Origin of the sequence: Kaistia adipata DSM 17808, assembly GCF_000423225.1 — a bacterium.
Lineage (GTDB): Bacteria > Pseudomonadota > Alphaproteobacteria > Rhizobiales > Kaistiaceae > Kaistia > Kaistia adipata.
Window position 1 is genome coordinate 459,119 of record NZ_AUHO01000006.1, and the last position, 17,805, is coordinate 476,923.

Annotated in this window: 16 protein-coding genes; 6 read left to right on the forward strand and 10 right to left on the reverse strand. The window is 64.8% G+C overall.

Annotated features, from left to right (window positions below; translation table 11 throughout):
* Positions 1-65 precede the first annotated feature (65 nt).
* Entirely contained in the window at positions 66-1,283 is a 1,218-nt protein-coding gene (locus G539_RS0102445) for a GNAT family N-acetyltransferase (protein WP_084639735.1), read from the forward strand.
* Here G539_RS0102445 and G539_RS23440 read toward each other — a convergent pair whose 3' ends face one another.
* A complete protein-coding gene (locus tag G539_RS23440; RefSeq protein ID WP_051231030.1) occupies positions 1,284-3,419 on the reverse strand; it encodes a GumC family protein in 2,136 nt (711 codons plus the stop codon).
* 193 nt (positions 3,420-3,612) lie between these two features.
* Between G539_RS23440 and G539_RS0102455 the strand changes: the two genes are divergently transcribed.
* The 4 genes from G539_RS0102455 to G539_RS23450 all read left to right on the forward strand — a co-directional run bounded on the left by G539_RS0102455 (position 3,613) and on the right by G539_RS23450 (position 8,270).
* Positions 3,613-4,176, forward strand: coding sequence for a polysaccharide biosynthesis/export family protein (locus G539_RS0102455; protein WP_029073791.1), 564 nt, complete (start codon positions 3,613-3,615; stop codon positions 4,174-4,176).
* A gap of 97 nt (positions 4,177-4,273) precedes the next feature.
* Positions 4,274-5,383, forward strand: a complete 1,110-nt coding sequence (locus G539_RS23445; protein WP_245576781.1) for a glycosyltransferase — start codon at positions 4,274-4,276, stop codon at positions 5,381-5,383.
* A gap of 83 nt (positions 5,384-5,466) precedes the next feature.
* The gene (locus tag G539_RS0102465; RefSeq protein WP_029073792.1) at positions 5,467-6,969 is read left to right on the forward strand and encodes an undecaprenyl-phosphate glucose phosphotransferase; all 1,503 of its coding nucleotides are present in this window, start codon (positions 5,467-5,469) and stop codon (positions 6,967-6,969) included.
* 38 nt (positions 6,970-7,007) lie between these two features.
* The gene (locus G539_RS23450) at positions 7,008-8,270 is read left to right on the forward strand and encodes an O-antigen ligase family protein (RefSeq protein ID WP_051231032.1); all 1,263 of its coding nucleotides are present in this window, start codon (positions 7,008-7,010) and stop codon (positions 8,268-8,270) included.
* Here the strand turns inward: G539_RS23450 and G539_RS0102475 are convergent.
* The 8 genes from G539_RS0102475 to G539_RS0102510 form a co-directional block, all read right to left on the reverse strand.
* Entirely contained in the window at positions 8,245-8,976 is a 732-nt protein-coding gene (locus tag G539_RS0102475; RefSeq protein ID WP_029073793.1) for a class I SAM-dependent methyltransferase, read from the reverse strand. The two genes, G539_RS23450 and G539_RS0102475, sit on opposite strands and share 26 nt — an antisense overlap.
* 154 nt (positions 8,977-9,130) lie before the next feature.
* The gene (locus G539_RS0102480; RefSeq protein WP_029073794.1) at positions 9,131-10,174 is read right to left on the reverse strand and encodes a Gfo/Idh/MocA family protein; all 1,044 of its coding nucleotides are present in this window, start codon (positions 10,172-10,174) and stop codon (positions 9,131-9,133) included.
* Positions 10,175-10,185: 11 nt separating this feature from the next.
* A complete protein-coding gene (locus G539_RS0102485) occupies positions 10,186-11,187 on the reverse strand; it encodes a Gfo/Idh/MocA family protein (RefSeq protein ID WP_029073795.1) in 1,002 nt (333 codons plus the stop codon).
* 11 nt (positions 11,188-11,198) lie between these two features.
* Positions 11,199-11,978, reverse strand: coding sequence for an SDR family oxidoreductase (locus G539_RS0102490; protein WP_029073796.1), 780 nt, complete (start codon positions 11,976-11,978; stop codon positions 11,199-11,201).
* Between the two features lie 119 nt (positions 11,979-12,097).
* Positions 12,098-12,433, reverse strand: coding sequence for a hypothetical protein (locus tag G539_RS0102495; RefSeq protein ID WP_029073797.1), 336 nt, complete (start codon positions 12,431-12,433; stop codon positions 12,098-12,100).
* A 64-nt stretch (positions 12,434-12,497) separates the two neighbouring features.
* Entirely contained in the window at positions 12,498-13,628 is a 1,131-nt protein-coding gene (locus G539_RS0102500) for an ABC transporter substrate-binding protein (RefSeq protein WP_029073798.1), read from the reverse strand.
* A gap of 37 nt (positions 13,629-13,665) precedes the next feature.
* Positions 13,666-14,517: an ABC transporter permease gene (locus G539_RS0102505; RefSeq protein WP_029073799.1), complete on the reverse strand. Its 852-nt coding sequence runs from the start codon at positions 14,515-14,517 to the stop codon at positions 13,666-13,668.
* A gap of 30 nt (positions 14,518-14,547) precedes the next feature.
* The gene (locus G539_RS0102510; RefSeq protein ID WP_029073800.1) at positions 14,548-15,306 is read right to left on the reverse strand and encodes an ABC transporter ATP-binding protein; all 759 of its coding nucleotides are present in this window, start codon (positions 15,304-15,306) and stop codon (positions 14,548-14,550) included.
* Positions 15,307-15,717: 411 nt separating this feature from the next.
* On the opposite strand from G539_RS0102510, the gene G539_RS23455 reads away from it, so the two are divergent.
* Positions 15,718-16,653: a MurR/RpiR family transcriptional regulator gene (locus tag G539_RS23455; RefSeq protein WP_156911752.1), complete on the forward strand. Its 936-nt coding sequence runs from the start codon at positions 15,718-15,720 to the stop codon at positions 16,651-16,653.
* Positions 16,654-16,698: 45 nt separating this feature from the next.
* Here G539_RS23455 and G539_RS23460 read toward each other — a convergent pair whose 3' ends face one another.
* Positions 16,699-17,178, reverse strand: coding sequence for an NUDIX hydrolase (locus G539_RS23460; RefSeq protein WP_084639741.1), 480 nt, complete (start codon positions 17,176-17,178; stop codon positions 16,699-16,701).
* Positions 17,179-17,805 lie beyond the last annotated feature (627 nt).

Below are 17,805 nucleotides of genomic sequence, written 5' to 3' on the forward strand. Positions count from 1 at the left end.
CCCGATATTTACGATAGGTTGATAGCCACGCCGGAAGCAGGCTCAAGGTCACAGGCTCACCCTCGATGGACGGATCAACGCCAGAACTACACCGGCAGGACCTTTCGGCTTCCCAGCTTCAACTGGAGGTCTCGGCCTCCGCCGCCACGCTGGAAACCGATTGGCGACGTCTGGAAAAGTGCGCGGCCGCATCCGTCTACCAGAGCTTCGACTGGATCGATTGCTGGGTCGCGAGGGCCACGGGCCCGCAGAAGATCCGTCCAGCCATCGTTTCGGTGCGATACGCCGATGGCACGCTGGTGGCCATCCTGCCGCTCGGCGTCGAGCGCCTCGGTCCTTTCCGGATCGCGCGTTTCCTCGGCGGCGAACATGCCAACATCCGGATGGGACTGCTCGATCCCGAATTCGCGGCCTGGCTGACCCCGGCGCGAACCACCGCACTGCTCGACCGCGTTGGCAAGGCGATCGGGCACGTCGACCTCTTTGACCTTGATGCCCAACCCGTCCGCTTCCATGGCGAGATCAATCCGCTTGCCGCGGTGCCAATGGCCTCCCAGGCCCGGTGCGATGTCGGGATGATGCGGCTCGCGCCGGATTTTTCGACCGTGCTGGCCGCCCATCGCGGCGCCAAGAAGAGCAAGAAGCGGCGCTGGCAGGCCAATACGCTTGCCCCGGTCGGTGGTTCGCGCCTGATCCGAGCCGGAGCGCAGGCCGAGGCGGAAGCCATTCTCGAGGCGTATTTTGCCCAGAAGGCGGAATGGTTCCGCGGCAATGGCATCGCGGACAGCTTCGCCGAACCGGGCGTCGCCGACTTCTTCCGCGCCCTGGTCGCGCGCCGCTGGACCGGGACAGGCTCGACGGTGCTCGATCTCGACGCGGTCGAAATCGACGGAAAGGTGCGCGCCATCCTCGGCAGCGGCACCCATGCGGGAAGGCTGAGCGGCTATTTCATGTCGGTCGCCAACGACGAATGGCGTCGCGTCAGCCCCGGCGAACTCATGCTCTTCGAAGTGATCTCCGCGAGCTGCGAACGCGGCCTCACATCTCTCGACCTGGGTCGCGGCGACGAGCGCTACAAGGCATCCTGGCTCGACGAGATCGAACCGCATGTTCGCGCGATCATTCCGGTGACCCTGATGGGAACCCTCGCGGCGGCATTGTTCCGCGCCTCCGACCGTATCGAACGCGCTGCGCGCGACAATCCGAAGCTCTGGCAGGCCCTGAAGCGACTGCGTCGCTGGCGCCGCCGCGCCGAGAACGGACCGCCGGCCGACGCCGACTGATCAGGCGAGCTCCGCCGCCTGATGGTGCTCCGTTGCCGAAAGCGGAGCCTCGGCGATGAGCAGCATCACCTTGGCGGAGGTTGCAGCCTGCATCGCCTCGAACGCCCGAAGCGTGTGGGGATCGCTCTCGCTGCCATCGGACACCAGGATCACGGCGCTGGCCTTGGGGGCGAGCTGCAGCGCCAGATCCCCGTCGGCATCGAGCAGGATTTGGTCGTAGGTCTGGTCGAGTGCGTCGAGGATGGTGACGAACTGCTCGCCCTGCGCCGCCGCCGGAGCGAATTCGAGCAGCCCGTGCGAAATGAGATGAGCGCGCGACCGGCGGTCCCTGAAGATGACTTCCGTGAACGATGCATGTCCGGCGAAGAGATCCGTCAGCCCGGGAGCGCTGCCTTCCACGGCCATGGCTCGACTATCGGCGCCATCGGCGTGGAGATCGAGCAGCAGCACGCGGTTGCCGCGACGCGAAAGCGCCCGGGCGAGCGAGACGGCGGCGAGTGGACGACCGGCTTGGTCGCCAGTATCGGCCATTGCAATCAGGACCCGGCGTACCCCGCCCTCGACGATCTGGTCGACGATCGTGTTGAGCGAATCCTGCACCTCGGCCGACAGCCCGCGCGAAAGCGGCGGAAGGGCCGGCTGCAGCGGTGGCAGGGTCGTCGGCTCCTCGTCCCAGCGCATCCGCCCCTCCACGGGCACGGCGGATGCAGCCGGCGGCGGCGCCTGCAGCGTGATGCGGCGCAGGGCCCTGCCAGAGGTCAGCTCGCGGATCGTGATGATGGCAATCGCCAGCAGCAAAAGCGCGACCGTCGCGGCCGCCGTGAGCGGCAACTTCTTCGGGAAGATCGGCTCCAGCGGCACGGCGGCGCGAGAGATGATGCGGGCGTCGGCTGGCAAGTAGTTGCCGTCCTGCCGCGACGTCGCCTCGCGATAGCGCCGCAGATAGCTCTCGAGCAGGTCGCGCTGCGCCGTCGCCTCGCGCTCCAGCGCCCGGAGCTGGACCTCGGCGTCATTGGTCTCGCCCGTGGCCGCCCTGGCGCGGGTGATGTCCTGGCCGATGTCGGATTCCTGGGCGCGGGCGGTGGCCGCCTCATCCTCGATGCTGCGCAAGATGCGTGTGATCTCGCGCCGCACCTGCACGTCGAGGTCTGCCAGCTGCGCGTTCTGCTCCTTGATGCGAGGGTGGCCCGAAAGCAGCGACGCCGAGAGTTGAGCGACCTGCGCGCGAAGCGCCACCTGCTGCTCCCGGAGGCGCTGGATCAGCTGCGAATCCCGCACGTCGACGACGTCGGGCGTCTCGCCCTTGGCCAGGCTTTTGCGGACGAACGCGGCCCTCGCCTCCGCGGCGGAGCGCGCGGCCACGAGGCGCGCCAGCTCGGCGTTCAGATCGTTCAGCTTCTGCTGCGCAAGCGAGCTGTTGTTCTGACCGCCGGAGAACAGGCCATGCTCGGTCCGGAACGCCTCGACCTTGGCCTCAGCATCGGTGACCCTGGTGCGCAGTCCGGCGATCTGCGCCTCCAGCCAGCGCGTCGCTTCGGCATCGTTCGAGCGCCGCGCCGCCCGCTCAAGCGCTAGATACTCGTCGGCGACCGCGTTCGCGACCTGGGCGGCGATTTCGGGATTGGTCGAGGTGAAATTGACCGCGATGACCCGCGACTTGTCGATCTCGAACACATCGAGACGCTCCGCGAAACGCTGCAACACGCGGCTTTCCGGTGTCGGCTGCGGCGCCGGCCGACCAAGGCCGATGCCCACGAGCATCTGGTCAAGGGTCGGCATCAGACGGGGCTTGTTGAGCTCGCGGAGCGACGAAAGGCCCAGGTCGTTGATGACGGTGGTCGCCAGGTCGCGGGAGCCGATCAGTTGCACCTGGCTGGCGATCGCCTCGGAGTCGAGCAGCGTCCGCGCTTCCTGGCCATTGGCCCCGGCGCGGGTGATCTCCGATTCGCCGTTCTCGATCAGGATCTTCGTCTCCGCCTGATAGCGTGGCGTCACGAAGTTCAGGCCGACATAGAGAGCACTGGCGAACAGCACACCAAACAGGACAAGCCACGGCGAAGCCCGCAGCAGCGCGCCAAACAGCGCGCGCATGTCGAGTTCGACATCATCGATTTGCCCGAAACGCCCGTCCGCCATGGTAACGCATGATTCCTTCAGTCGATGCCGGATCATGTGAATTCAGGGTAACCACGGCGTTAACTTCCCGCCGATCGGATCCCTGGGCATCGACGCCTGGAGGCTGTCATCAGGGAGGCAGAATTTACGTCGCATTAACCATGGCGGGCGACAGTCCGACCTAGAGATTCTTCAGCGATCCGGACGCCTGCCCATGCGATTCCCCACCCTCGTCGCAGCCTTGATCGGCGCCAGCCTGCTTGCCGGCTGCGCGACGTCGTATCCGCCGCCGGATCCGGAAACCTACAAGGCCCTCGTCGCGCCCTATCGCCTGGACAGCGGCGACCGACTGCGCGTCGTGGTCTTCGGCCAGTCGGATCTCAGCAACACCTACACGATCGATCAGGCCGGCTATATCTCGTTGCCGCTGGTTGGCGGTGTCGCCGCGCGCGGCCGCACCCCGCAGGAGATGGAAGCCGAGATCGCCGCCAAGCTGCGCAAGGGTTTCGTTCGCAATCCCGACGTTTCGGTGGAGGTCGATCGCTATCGCCCCTTCTTCATCATGGGCGAGGTCACGAGCGCCGGGCAGTATCCCTATGTGAACGGCATGACGGCGCAGACTGCCGTGGCGATCGCCGGCGGCTTCACGCCGCGCGCCCAGCGCACCGACGTCGACGTTACGCGGCAGGTCAACGGAAAGGTCACCACGGTCCGGCTGCTGCCGACCCAGCCGATCTTCCCGGGCGACACGGTCAACGTACGCGAGCGCTTCTTCTGACACGATGATCGATCGGAGTGCCCCTCATGCGCCGGCCCACGGCAGGCTCAGGATCGTTCACTGCTTTCGATCGCCGGTCGGAGGGATCTTTCGGCATGTGCGCGACCTCGCCGCGGCGCAGGCCGCCGAGGGCCACAGCGTTGGAATCGTCTGTGATTCCTCGACGGGCGGCGCGCGCGAAGAGGAATTGTTTGACGAACTGAGGCCGCATCTGGCGCTTGGGCTGCATCGGACCCCGATGCAACGTCAGGTCTCGCCCTCCGACATCTTCGCCTTCCTGCGGCTCTTCCGCCGCATCCGGGCACTCAATCCCGATGTCCTCCATACCCATGGCGCCAAAGGCGGCGTGTATGGCCGGATCATCGGCACGCTCTTGCGGGTCTTTGGTTCCAGCGTGGCTCGCATCTACTGTCCGCACGGCGGCAGCCTGCACTACGATCCCGCGACGCGCTCGGGGCGGATATTCTTCCGCATCGAGCGCTTCATGGAGCGGCTGACGGACGCGCTGGTGTTCGTGAGCCGCTACGAGGCGGAGACCTATACGCGCAAGGTAGGGCCGCCACGCAAGCCCTGGCGCGTCGTGCCGAACGGCCTCCGCGACGACGAGTTCGCGCCGGTAGAGACGCGCGCCGATGCTGCCGATTTTCTCTTCATCGGCATGCTGCGCGACCTGAAGGGCACGGATGTTTTCATCAACGCTCTGGCGCGCATTCGGGAATTGCGCGGCGTGGCGCCGTCGGCGCACATCGTCGGCGACGGGCCCTCGAAGGCGCTCTACGAGGCCCATGTCCGGGCCCTCGACCTCGATGCGACGACGCAGTTCCATGCCGCCATGGCGACACGGACGGCATTTGGCATGGCCCGGATCGTCGTGGTGCCGTCGCGCGCGGAATCCATGCCCTATGTTGTGCTCGAGGCTGCCGCGGCCCGGCGCCCCCTGGTCTGCACGAAGGTCGGCGGCATTCCCGAGATCTTCGGTCCGGAGAGTGGTCGGCTGGTGGTGCCCGGCGACGTTGACGCCCTTGCGGATGCCATGGCCGTGCAGCATGACGACCCAACCGCCGCCGTGCTCTCGGCGGAACGACTGCTTGCCGTCGTGCGCCCGCATTTCTCCGTCGAGCACATGACCGAGGTCGTCGGCGCGGTCTATCGCGATTGCCTGGCCGACCACCCCGCCCCTCGCCGTCGCGGCGAACCGCTGCTCTAGCGCCGCTCCGACTTCCAAGCGGCAAAGGTTTGTTAGCCTGCCGGGGCTAGCATGCCGCAATCAAAGCAGCATTCCGGCAGGCCATGACGATCGATACCTCCGCAAGCATTGATACCGCCTCGAGCCGTCCCGTCCTCAACGAGCACGCGCGCCGCGTCGCCGAGTCGCTCTCGAACGACGCGATGTCATCGCGCTTCCTCGCAACGGCAGTGCAGGCGGTGGAGGCCGCCGCGCTGGCGCTGATCGGCCTCATCCTCTCTTTCGTCGTGGCCCATACGCCCGGCGGCGCCTATGGCTGGAGCCAGGCGGTTCTTATCGTCGTGGCGCCTCTCCTGGTCATCATCTCGATCCGCTCCCTTGGCGGCTACAAGCTGACGGCCTTGCGCGACTACCTGTCGACCCTGCCGCGAATCCTCATCTGCTGGATCTTGACCATCGCCATTGTCGCGGCTGGCAGCTTCTTCCTGGAAGTCGAGACCGGCGGCAAGCGCGGCTGGCTGGTCGCCATGTTCCTCTTCGGAGCTGCGTTCTTCATCATCGAACGCGCCATCCTGACCTCGCTGATCCGGCGCTGGACCCGCGCGGGCCGTCTCGAGCGCCGCGCGGTGATCGTCGGTGGCGGCGAATATGCGGCCCAGCTGCTGGAGGCATTCGGCGATCCGACCAAGACGGACGTTCGTGTCTACGGCATCTTCGACGATCGCGGCCGCGATCGCTCGCCCGACGAGGTCGCCGGCGTGCCGAAGCTCGGCACGGTCGCGGAACTGGTCGAGTTCGCCCGTCTTGCCCATATCGACCTGCTGATCGTCGCCCTGCCGCTCACGGCAGAGAACCGCGTGCTCCAGCTCCTCAAGAAGCTCTGGGTGCTGCCCGTCGACATCCGCATCTCGGCGCTCAACAGCAAGCTCCGCTTCACGCCGCGCTCCTATTCCTATATCGGGCCGGTTCCGCTGCTGGACCTGTTCGACCGGCCGATCGCCGGCTGGGATTCGATCATGAAGCGGATCTTCGACGTCGTGATCGCCAGCATCGCGCTGATCCTGCTGTCGCCCGTCTTCCTTGCCACGGCGATCGCGATCCGGCTCGACAGCCCCGGACCGATCTTCTTCCGGCAGAAGCGCTATGGCTTCAACAACGAGGTCATCGACGTCTTCAAGTTCCGCTCGATGTACCACCATCTGAGCGACCCTAGCGCCAAGGTCGTGGTCACGAAGGGCGATCCGCGCGTCACCCGCGTCGGCCGGTTCATCCGCAAGAGCTCGATCGACGAACTGCCGCAGCTGGTGAACGTCCTGCGCGGCGAGCTGTCCCTGGTCGGCCCGCGTCCGCACGCCGTCAACGCCCACACCGAAAACCAGCTCTGGGACGACGTGGTCGACGGCTATTTCGCCCGCCACAAGGTCAAGCCGGGCGTCACCGGCTGGGCCCAGATCAACGGCTGGCGCGGCGAGGTCGACACGCCTGAGAAGATCCATCGCCGCGTCGAGTACGACCTCGACTATATCGAGCGTTGGTCTCCCCTGTTCGATCTGTACATCCTCGTGATGACGCCGTTCTGCCTGATCAACAGCGAGAATGCCTATTGATCCGGATCGTGACGAGGCCGCAGGCAATCCCAGCACGCATGATCGGCAACGCGGTCATCGGCGTGCTGGTCTTCCTCAGCGGCTTCGTGCTGTTCGAGCCGGCACCGTCGGACCTGCTGCTCTGCGTCGTCGTCGCGTTCTGGTCCTTCGCCGGCCTCTCGCTCAGCCGGCCAATGCTGCCGATGATCGTGTTGATGCTGCTCTACATGGTAGGCGGCCTGCTGTCGTTCTCGCAGCTCGACGCCTTCACCAGGCCTGCCATCTACATGGCAACGACGGCCTTCCTCATCATCTCGTCGATCTTCTTCGCGGCCGTCATCCAGACGGATACGGAACGACGTTTCAAGGTGATCGAGCGGAGCTACATCGCCTCGGCGATCGTCTGCGCCCTGCTCGGCATCCTCGGCTATTTCGGCGCCATTCCCTATGGCGAGATCTTCACGCTCTATGATCGCGCCAAGGGCGCCTTCAAGGACCCCAACGTCTTCGGGCCTTTCCTCGTCCTGCCCCTGGTCGTGATGACCCGCGCGGTGCTGACCGACCGGCTGCTGAACTCGGGCTGGCGCCTGGTCGGCATCGCTGTGCTGCTGGCCGGCGTTTTCCTCTCCTTCTCGCGTGCAGCCTGGGGCATGGCGATTGTCGCGCTCCTGATCGTCACGCTGCTCGCCTTCGTTTCCGAACCGCGCCAGAGCCGGCGGCTGCGCATGGTCGCCTATATCGCGGGCGGGCTCCTGGCGGTCGCCTTCCTCCTCGCCATCCTGTTGTCCATTCCGGAGGTGCAGGAGCTGTTCGCCCAGCGCTTCAAGCTGGTGCAGTCCTATGATGGCGGACGCCTCGGCCGGTTCGAACGGCACATCATCGGCTTCTTCATGATCCAGGAGCTTCCGTTCGGCCTCGGACCGTTCGAGTTCGGCAAGATGATGGGCGAGGACGAGCACAACATGTGGCTCAAGGGCTTCACCGCCTATGGCTGGATCGGCGGTTTCTCCTATATCGCACTCGTCGCGTGGACGCTCGTGATCGCCGTGCCCCTGCTGTTCAGGGCGCGCCCCTGGACGCCGTTCGTCCAGTGTCTTTTTGCCGTCTATATCGGCCATCTCGTCGTGCACAACGTGATCGACAACGACCACTGGCGGCATCTCTTCCTGATCTACGGCCTGATTTGGGGAGCCCATGCGCTCGAATGGAAGGCACGCCGACCCGTCATCGCGGCGCCGCTGCCTGCACCGCTCGTCTTCGGTCCCGTCGCGCTGCCGCGCGCCCGGTACCGGACGGTCATTCGAAGCTGTACAGCCGCATGAGATCGCTCGGCGCGACAAAGAGCTCGCGGATGCGGTCAAATCCGGCCTCGTGGCCGAGACGCGCCCAAGTCGACGGGGTCTCCGGATAGTCGGCCCGCGAAATATGCTCCCAGACGACCTTCCATTCGGCGTCGTCATAGGCGCTCCAGAAAGGACGCTGGGCTTCCAGGCGCCGCATCCATCCGTCCCGATCCTCGCCGTCCGGGCTGGAGTTCTCGTAGATCAGGAAGCGGCCGCCCTCGCCCAGCAGCAGACGAACCGCCTGCATGAGCCGAAGCTTTTCGCGTGTCTGGAAGTGATGCAGCGACAAGCCGATCCAGACCACATCGAGCGGGTCGCGCCGCGTCGGCAGCAATTCGGCGAAATCGCCTTCGTTGAGCACATAGGGCGTGCCGAGCGCCGGCAGCAGCTGGTCCGCCATGTCGAGCGCCACGCGGGAGAGGTCGATGCCCTCGTAGCGCGCAACCGCCGTCCCTCGCAAAGCCGAGATGCTGGCGCTGGCGTCGCCACAGGCAATGTCGAGAAACGAAAAGGGATGATCGATCTCGCTTGCGAGAACCTGATGCAGGCATGCATAGGCCTCGCGATGGAAGAGATAGTTGTTGTCGATCATCTTGCGGTAGATCTGCCAGTCACGCTGGAAGATCTGCTGCGTGGGCAGGCCGGCGCGACCGGACGGCGCCGCGGATCGGGCAGACAGCACCATGATCGGCCTCCGGCTGGAGCCCGATGCGGCGCAGGATATTCGGCGCTGCGAACACATTGCACCGGGACGACAGCGGCAGGAAGCCTAGCATGTCCGGCCGGCGCGTTCGTCGGGAGAGCGGCCGCCGGGTCCGGCGGCCGCTCCGATTGTCTCGCTAGAGCGTGACCACCTGCTGGGTGTGGATCGACTTGTCGGCCGCCAGCACGATCTGAAGGCTCTTCACGCCGTCGTTCATGTGATCGGTGAGGTCGAGGTCCTCCTCGATCGCCTTCAGGAGATAAAGCTGCTCGCGCTCGCACAAGGCATTGTGATCCGGCTCGTCCGAAACGTCGATCCGCTCGTCCGGCTTGCTCATGTCGGCATAGTGGCGAAGGATCTGGCTCGTCTTGGTGTGCGCGTTGATGTCGTCGGATTTCACGCCGGCGTTGTTCTCGGCCATGACGATCGAGGCCGAGCCCTTGGGACCGAAGACGTCCTTCACGAAGAAGGCCTGTTCCGACACCATCGGGCCCCAACCGGCTTCGTACCAGCCGACCGAGCCATCCTCGAACATGACCTGAAGCTGGCCGTAATTGTTGATCGGCACCTCATCGGTCAGCCGCGCGCCGATGGCGTGGACGCGCACCGGCTTGGCCGAGGTCATCTGGCACATGACGTCGACATAGTGGACGCCGCAATCAACGATGGGCGGGAAGCTCTGCATCAGGCGCTTGTGCCATTCCCAGGTTTCGCCATTCGACTGCTGGTTCAGGTTCATGCGGAAGACAAGCGGGGTGCCGAGTTCGCGCGCGATCTCGATGAACTTCACCCAGCTCGGATGCTGGCGCAGGATGTAGCCGATGACGAGCTTGCGCTTGGTCCGCTTGGCAAGCTCGACGACCCGTTCGGCATCCTCCACCGTCAGCGCCATCGGCTTCTCGACGAAGACATGCGCGCCCGCTTCCATCGCCTTGATCGCGAAGTCGGCGTGGGTGTCCGGCATCGTATTGATCGAGACCACATCGGGCTTCAACTCTGCCAGCGCCGTCTCGAAATTGTTGAACTTCGCGACGCCCTCCAGCTCCGGCGGCAGCTTCACCTTGTCGATGTTGCGCGTGCACAGACCGACCAGCTCGTATCCTTCGATCTTCGCATAGGCGAGCGCATGGCTCATTCCCATGTTGCCGAGGCCGACGACGAGAACCCTTTGCTTGGCCATAAGCGTGCTCCCTATCCAATCCTGATGACATTGCCCGTGCGGGCGGATTCCTCGGCTGCCAGCGTCGCCTCAAGCGCCGCCGCGGCATCCGTGGGCACGCCCATCTTCGGCGTCTCGCCGGCGAGCGCGCAGTTCGCGAAATAGGAGAACTCGTCCCGGAGCGCCCCGCCGCGCACGCCGTTGAACTCCGGCCAATAGGTCGTGTCCGGGCTGTGCAGCTTGTCGTCCGAGACGATCCCGAGATTCGGGAAGGTGTCCTGGACGTGGATGATGCCCTCCGTGCCGATGATCGACATCCGCTCGTCGATGTCGAACGGCGTCTTCTCCGGCATGCACCATACCGTCTCGAGCGTCGCCGTGGCGCCGCTGGCGAAGCGGTACATGGTCTGGCCGATATCGGGATGCTTCAGGTTGCGGACCGAAATCGTCTGCGCATAGGCGGAGACGATCTTCTCGCCGGTGAACCAGAGCATCACGTCGGTATCGTGGATGGCATCGCCGACGATCGGACCGATCTTGTTGAGGATGGTCGGGGTCCAGGCCGCCGGAATGTTGCGGCGCGACGAGAGCGCGACGATCTTGCCAATCTTGCCGGCGTCGATCGCCTGCTTGGCCATGCGATAGCGCGGGTTGAAGCGGACGATGTGGCCGACGAACAGGATGCCCTTGGATCCCTTCGAGGCCTCGACGATGGTCCGCGCATCCTCGACCGTCGAAGCGATCGGCTTTTCGAGGAAGACATGCTTGCCTGCCTTGAGCGCGGCGACGGCCGGGCCGACATGCTGGTCCCACATGGTGCAGATCGACACCGCGTCGATGTCGGGGTCGGCGAGCATGTCGTTGTAGTCGGTATAGGTCTTGGCGACGCCGAACTTGGCCCCCATCGCCGCCAGCCGATCCGGTTGCCGCGTGCAGAGCGCCGCGAGCTCGAGATTCGGAACCCCGATGATCGTCTCGCAGTGGATCTCGCCGAACCAGCCGAGGCCGATCACCCCGATGCGCAGTCTGTCCATTCTTCCCCCCTCTAGAACGGCTCGAGCGTCAGCTCGCGTGACATGACAATGTTTCCGGCCGTCAGCCCGCAATCGACCGGCAGGGCCACGCCGGTGACGGCGCTGGCGGCATCCGACGCGAGGAACAGCACGACGCGGGCCACCTCGATCGGATCGACGATGCGGCCGAGCGGATACCAGCGCTGCAAGGTTTCCAGCACCTTCGGGTCCTTCGCCGCACGCTGCTCCCAGAGCGGCGTGCGAACCGTGCCCGGGAGGACGATGTTGGCGCGGATGCCATAGCGGCCATATTCCATGGCGATCGCCTTGGTCATGGCGATCATGCCGGCCTTGGCGGCGCTGTAGGCGGGATCGCCCAAGGCATGGAGCGCATTGACCGAGCCGACATTGACGATCGAGCCGGAGCGGCGGGCGACCATGCCCGGCAGGACGGCATGGGCGCAGGCATAGGCGCCGCCCAGATTACCCTGCATGTCCGACTGCCAGCCGGCCGGGTCGGTCGCGGCGAGCGTCGGATGAAATGAATAGCCTGCGTTGTTGACGAGGACGTCCACCTCGCCGAGCAGTTCGAACGCCTTGGCGACGGCCTCCGCCTGGCTGATGTCCACGCGGGCCGCCTCGGCGGGAATGCCGGATGCCGTCAGTTCGTCGACGAAGGCATGGACCTTGTCGCTCTTGTCGAGCGCCAGGATCGTCGCGCCTTCCTCACCGAAGACACGGCCCAGCATCCGCCCGATGCCGCCGGCGGCGCCGGTGATGGCAACCTTCTTGCCGGAGAATCCTCCAGTCATCTGAAACCCCATCCTTGAAAGCTACGGATCCGCCCGGGAGGCAGGACTGGCCGCGACGATCGCGCGGCACCCATGATCGGCGGGAGATGGAAGCGCGGCCGTCCGCGCCGCGGGCCGGCTCAATCGTCGAACCAGCCATCCTTCAGATAGCGCATGTATTCGAACACCATGCCGTGCTTGAGCACGAAGACGACCTCGAGAAAATCTCCGACCACGAAGGGCGGGATCAGGATCTCGACATCCTTCAGGTGTGGCTCGAACTCCTTGACGCGATAGGCGACATGCGGGTTCGCCTTGATAATCTCCGGCACGGCGCTGTCCGCTTCGTAGCGAAGGAACTCGATATGCTCGGGATGATGGCGCGGATTGGTGACCCAGAGCCGGCTCTGCTCGACCCAGTTCTCGTCCGGCTGCTTCTCCGTCGTCGTGATCCCAACATGGTCGAAGACGAACATCTGTTTCTCCTGTCAGAGTCGAACGCAGAGGCGGTGCCACTTGGCATCGCCTCCGCTGGTTCACTCAGAGAACGGCCTCGATCGCGGCGACATCGACCGCCTTGTAGTCGTCCGAAAGCTGGAACGCGTCTGCATCGGCCTTGACCTTGGCATGGTCGAAATCGTTCGCAGCCGGGATCAGCTGGTTGGACGTGACGTCCTCCGCCTTGAACACCTTCGACACCTGGCCGATCTCGGCGATGGCATCGAAATAGTTCTGCCAGCTCTCCGGGTCGTGGAAGCCCCAGGCCTTGCGATTGTCCCAGTTGGCCCGCATCAACGCCGTCTGCTGCATCAGCGATTCCGTCGCCACCGTCGGGTTCATCTGGCTGGCGAGACCCGGGAACTGCTCCATGGTGATCTGCGTCGCGGCGCGCGGGTTCTGCCATGCGAATTCGAGGCCCATGGCCCAACCGCGCAGATACTTCTCATACGCCGCGACCTTGGCCGGATCGGCGAGATCGGCCTTGCGGATGATGAAGGAATTGGCCGGGAATTTGGAGACGTTCTTGCCGAGCAGGTAGTCGAAGTCGAGTCCCTGCCCGCGCCACTGGGCGCGGAGACCCTCCCAGGAGAGCGCCGCGTCGGCCTGTCCCTGCGCCAGAGCCTGGCCCCAGGCGCTGACCTCGACATACTTGACCTTGCTGGTGTCGACGCCGGCGGCGGCCAGCATCGGATTGGTGATCGCCTGCCAGCCGGCCGAGCCGAGCGCGATGGTCTTGCCTTCGAGGCCCTTTAGGTCCGCCGGCGCCTTGCCCTTCGGGAAGGCGAAGTCGAACACGTCGCCGGCCATCACGTGATAGATCGAGACCAGATCCATGCCCTGCTCGAGGCCGAGCGACAGGATGCCCGGCGACGGATAGCCGAAGTCGGACTGGTTCTGGTCGACGAGCTTGACTGTCGCGGTGCCGTCCTGCGGGCCGGCTTCGATCGTCGTCTGCAGATCGCCGAAATAGCCGTACTTCTTGGCCACCCAGTAGGCGAAGTCGTCGACGACCTCGAGCGTGCCGCGCGGCGACACCCAGCGCACCGTGATCTCCTCCTCGGCGAGCGCCGAGCCGGCGGCGCCGATGCCGAGCGCCGAGACCGAGATACCGGCCGCCGTAACCTGGAGCAGACGGCGACGATTGATCATCATGTTGCAAAGTTTCGTCATTGCAGTTCCCTCGTTTTCTGTCAGGCAACGGCCGGTGTCAGGCTTCCCAATTGGCCCATTTCTTTCCGACCCAGAAGAAGAAGACGTAGATCGAGATGCCAATGATCGCGAGCAGGGTGATGACCGCGAAGAATTGCGGCATGCGGATCATCGACGAGTAGTAGTTGAGGCGGTTCCCAAGCCCCTCCGCGCCGCCGACCATCTCGGCGCCCACCGTCGTCAGCAGGCCGAAGATCGAGCCGACCATGAGGCCGACGATGATCATCGGCATGGCCATCGGAATGCGGATCTTGGTGAAGATCTGGAAGGTCGACGCGCCGAAGGAGCGGGCCAGCGCGAGCTTGGCGAGGTCGACGCGCCGGAATCCGGTCGCCGAATTGATCATCACCATCGGTCCTGACGCGAGCGCCACGGCGATGATGCGCGGCTCCCAGCCGAAGCCGAAGCGCAGCACCAGGAGCGGCACGAGCGCCAGCATCGGAGTCGTCACGAGCAGCAGGATGTAGGGCGTGACGATCTTCTCGACGAAGGGGAACTGGGTGATCACCGCGGCAAGGACGAAGCCAATCGAGGCGCCGATCGAGAAGCCGATCAAGAGCTCGCAAATGGTGACGATCAGATGCGGCCAGATGAACGGCCACTCCGTGATCAGCGCCATGCCGATCTGACTCGGCTTGGGCATGATGTATTGCGGCACGTTGAAGATGCCGAGCAGGATCTCGGCGCCGCCGATAATGACGACGGCAACGAGTATGATGACGAAGGTCTCGAAGGCGCTGCGGCCACCGCCCGAGGCAAGGGCGGAGAAACCGCCGGTCAGGCCGGACGCGCCCCCGCTCTCCTGCTTGGCGCCGAACGTCGGAATCTGGTCGCGAAGTTGACTGTCCACGTGAGCTATCCTTGAACTTGGTCGCGACCGTCAGGGCCTGCGGTGATCGATCATCGCCTTGATGGCATTCACGCGTTCGATGAACTCGGGCGTCGACTGCAGATCGACGCCTCGCGGGCGCGGCAGGTCGACGTCGACGATCTCCTGGATGCGCCCCGGCCGGGCCGACATCACGACGATCCGGTCGGCGAGGAACAGCGCCTCGACGATCGAATGGGTGATGAAGATGATCGTCTTCTTCGTCTCCATCCAGATTTCCTGGATGAGCAGGTTCATCTCGTCGCGCGTGAAGGCGTCGAGCGCGCCGAACGGCTCGTCCATCAGCAGCACCGAAGGATTGACGGCGAGACTGCGCACGATAGATGCGCGTTGCTGCATGCCACCGGAGAGCTCGCGCGGCATCTTGGTCTCGAACCCCTTGAGGCCGACCCGCTCCAACAGGGACCTGATCCGCGCCGTGTCGGGCGGAACCTTCTTCAGCTCGAAGGGAAGCGCGATGTTCTTTTCGAGATTGCGCCAGGGCAGCAGGTTGGCCTCCTGGAAGATCATCGCGATCTCCGGATGCGGCTTGAGGATCGGTTCCTGACCGAGGCGGATGCGCCCGCCGCTCAACCCATGCAGGCCCGCCATCGACCACAGCAAGGTCGACTTGCCGCATCCCGACGGCCCGAGGATGCAGAGGAACTCGCCCTCGCGTACCTCCAGCGACACGTTGTCGAGTGCATGCACGACGCCACTGCGAGCCTGGTAGAACTTGCTCGCCCCCTCGACGACCATCTTGGTCGCCATCTTCGATGCATCGCCGCGCGATGAATCGAGAGCCCCGTTAGCGTTCACGCCAGCGCCCTCCATCTTCCCCGATGCCACGCCGGCCCTTGAGGCGCATCCGCAGCTTGTTCCCCAACCGCCTTTAGCGACGGCTCATTCCTGAAAGCATGTTACACAATCGAACCTGACGCAAGGGCAAAACAGCATCCGGCCGGGAAATTACCGAACTCTTCTAACCACCTGTTTTAAAATACATAAATTTCATTCGTATGAGGAATTTCGGCTGACGATCTTCTATTTTCGGCGCCGCAACGACCGCCTGTTCGCTTGCCGGAGTCTGAGATTCGTGTAATTCACTTACGTCAACAGCCGCAACAATCCGCGTTCGGGATCATCGCGAGCCTCGCAGACCGGGCCAGGAACTTGAACGAGATGACCAAGCGCAACCCCACGCAGTCAAATGCCGCCATCGACATCGTCTCCCGCATCGAGCGGGTCGAGGGAGAACTCTCCCCCGCGGAGCGCCGGGTGGCCGAGGTCGTCCGCCAGGATTTCGAGGCTGCCACCCGACTGACGATTTCGGAACTTTCGACCAAGGCTGGCGTGAGCCAGCCGACCGTGACGCGGTTCTGCCGTTCGGTGGGCTGCTCGTCGTTCAACGATTTCAAGCTGGGGCTGGCGACGACGCTCACGGTCGCCGCCGTCTATCTTCGGTCGGATCGCGTCTTCAGCGACGACGTCGGCCAGCTGGCGCAGACGATCATGATGCGGGCGGCGACGACGGTGCGCGAGACGCTGGACCAACTGGACACAGTCGCGGTCGGGACGGCGATCGACGCCTTCGCCAAGGCGCGCCGCATCGACATCTATGGGCAGGGCGGCGGCTCCGCCGCGCTCGCCGACGACGCCAGGCTTCGCCTGTTCCGGCTCGGAATTCCCGTCTCCGCCTATGCCGACAGCCACCAGATGCGGATGTCGGCTGCCACGCTGCAGCCGGGTGACGCCGTCTTCGCGATTTCCAACAGCGGCCGGTCCCGCGCCGTCACCGAAGCCGTCGAGATCGCCGGTTCCTTCGGAGCGATCACCGTCGCCCTCACCCGACCCGATACGCCGCTGGCGGAGGCCGCGCAAATCCTGATTCCGAGCGTGATCGCCGAGGACGAGAATGTTCTGCTGCCGACGCCGTCGCGCTACGCCCACATGGCCGTGATCGACACGATCGCCGCAGGCGTTGCGGTGAAGCTCGGCAGCAAGGGCCGGGAGGCCCTGCGGCGCGTCCGCTATACGGTTGCCAGCATCGGCATCGCCATCCCCACCCCCTCGACGGATCCGGGCCCATTGGCCCGGACCGCCAAGCAGCGGGAATAGCAGTCCCTTCGAACCGGCTTCCGGTCGGCGGCGAGGCGCGGGCGATCAGCCGAGGAGCTGAGGCTCGGCCTGAACCTGACGCAGCAGATCGCCCAGACCCACATCGGAAACGAGTTCGATCGCCTCAGGCAGGCCGCACCAACGGCGCTTGCGCACGTCGCGTTCGCGCCACTGCAGCAGCGTGCCACGAACCCGCAGCCCGAACATCGTGACACGGCAATCGATCGTCGACTGGTCGCGCAGGATCTTGTCGTAGCTGTACGAGCCAAACGGGTCGGCGCTGACGTCGCCAAAAACGCCAGCCTCCTCGAAGGCCTCCTGCGCGGCGCTATCCGCGGCCGTCCGGCCTTCGACGATCCAGCCCTTGGGGCACAGCCAACGGCCGCGCTCCCGCGAGGTGACGAGCAGAATGCGGACCTCTCCACTACGATTCCGCCGCCACGGCAGGGCGCCATACTGCTGATAGGTGTCGCTCGCCTCGACAAAGCGGTGGCGCGACGGACGCTCCAGGATCAACTCATCCATAGGCACGCTCCTTCGCCCGCCACAAATGGCGCGCGATCCCGCGTGCGGGCGCGGCCCGCCCTTGCCCTGACGAAACGAAAGAGGCCCTCGGCAATTGAGGTTCTCGAGATCCCGGCGTTGAGAAGGAAAATGCAACAAACATCGAAAGCTCCGGTGACGTGTCAGTACCCGACACGACCAACTGCCTGCAAATCGAGGATCGAGGGAGCCGGAGTGGAAAGAACTGTGCAGACCTCAGTTCACATTTAATCCACCTCCGGAAAAAACGCGCGTTTTTCCGGAGCGCCTTGAGCCCGAGGGATAAGTCATTCTAGCCATGCTCGACTTCATAGCGCATGATTCTGACTGAATTAAGGTGGATTGTAGGGAACTGTGAAGACCGTCACAAGCTCTCATGACTTGAGTTTCGGAGCGACAAGGAAGTCCATCACCAGCCAATCCGGGACAACAAGAAGAACGCAAGGTCTTTGGAAGCCATGAGAGCATCGGCCAAGGTAATCATCGATTGCCAAGCTGGCTGGACCGAGCTGCGCCGGCCACGTGCCCGCCCAAGCACCGTAAGAGTAGAACGATCCTGCCGCCCGACGATGCCAGCAGCGCCCCATCAAGGCGCGAGGCGGTCATCGC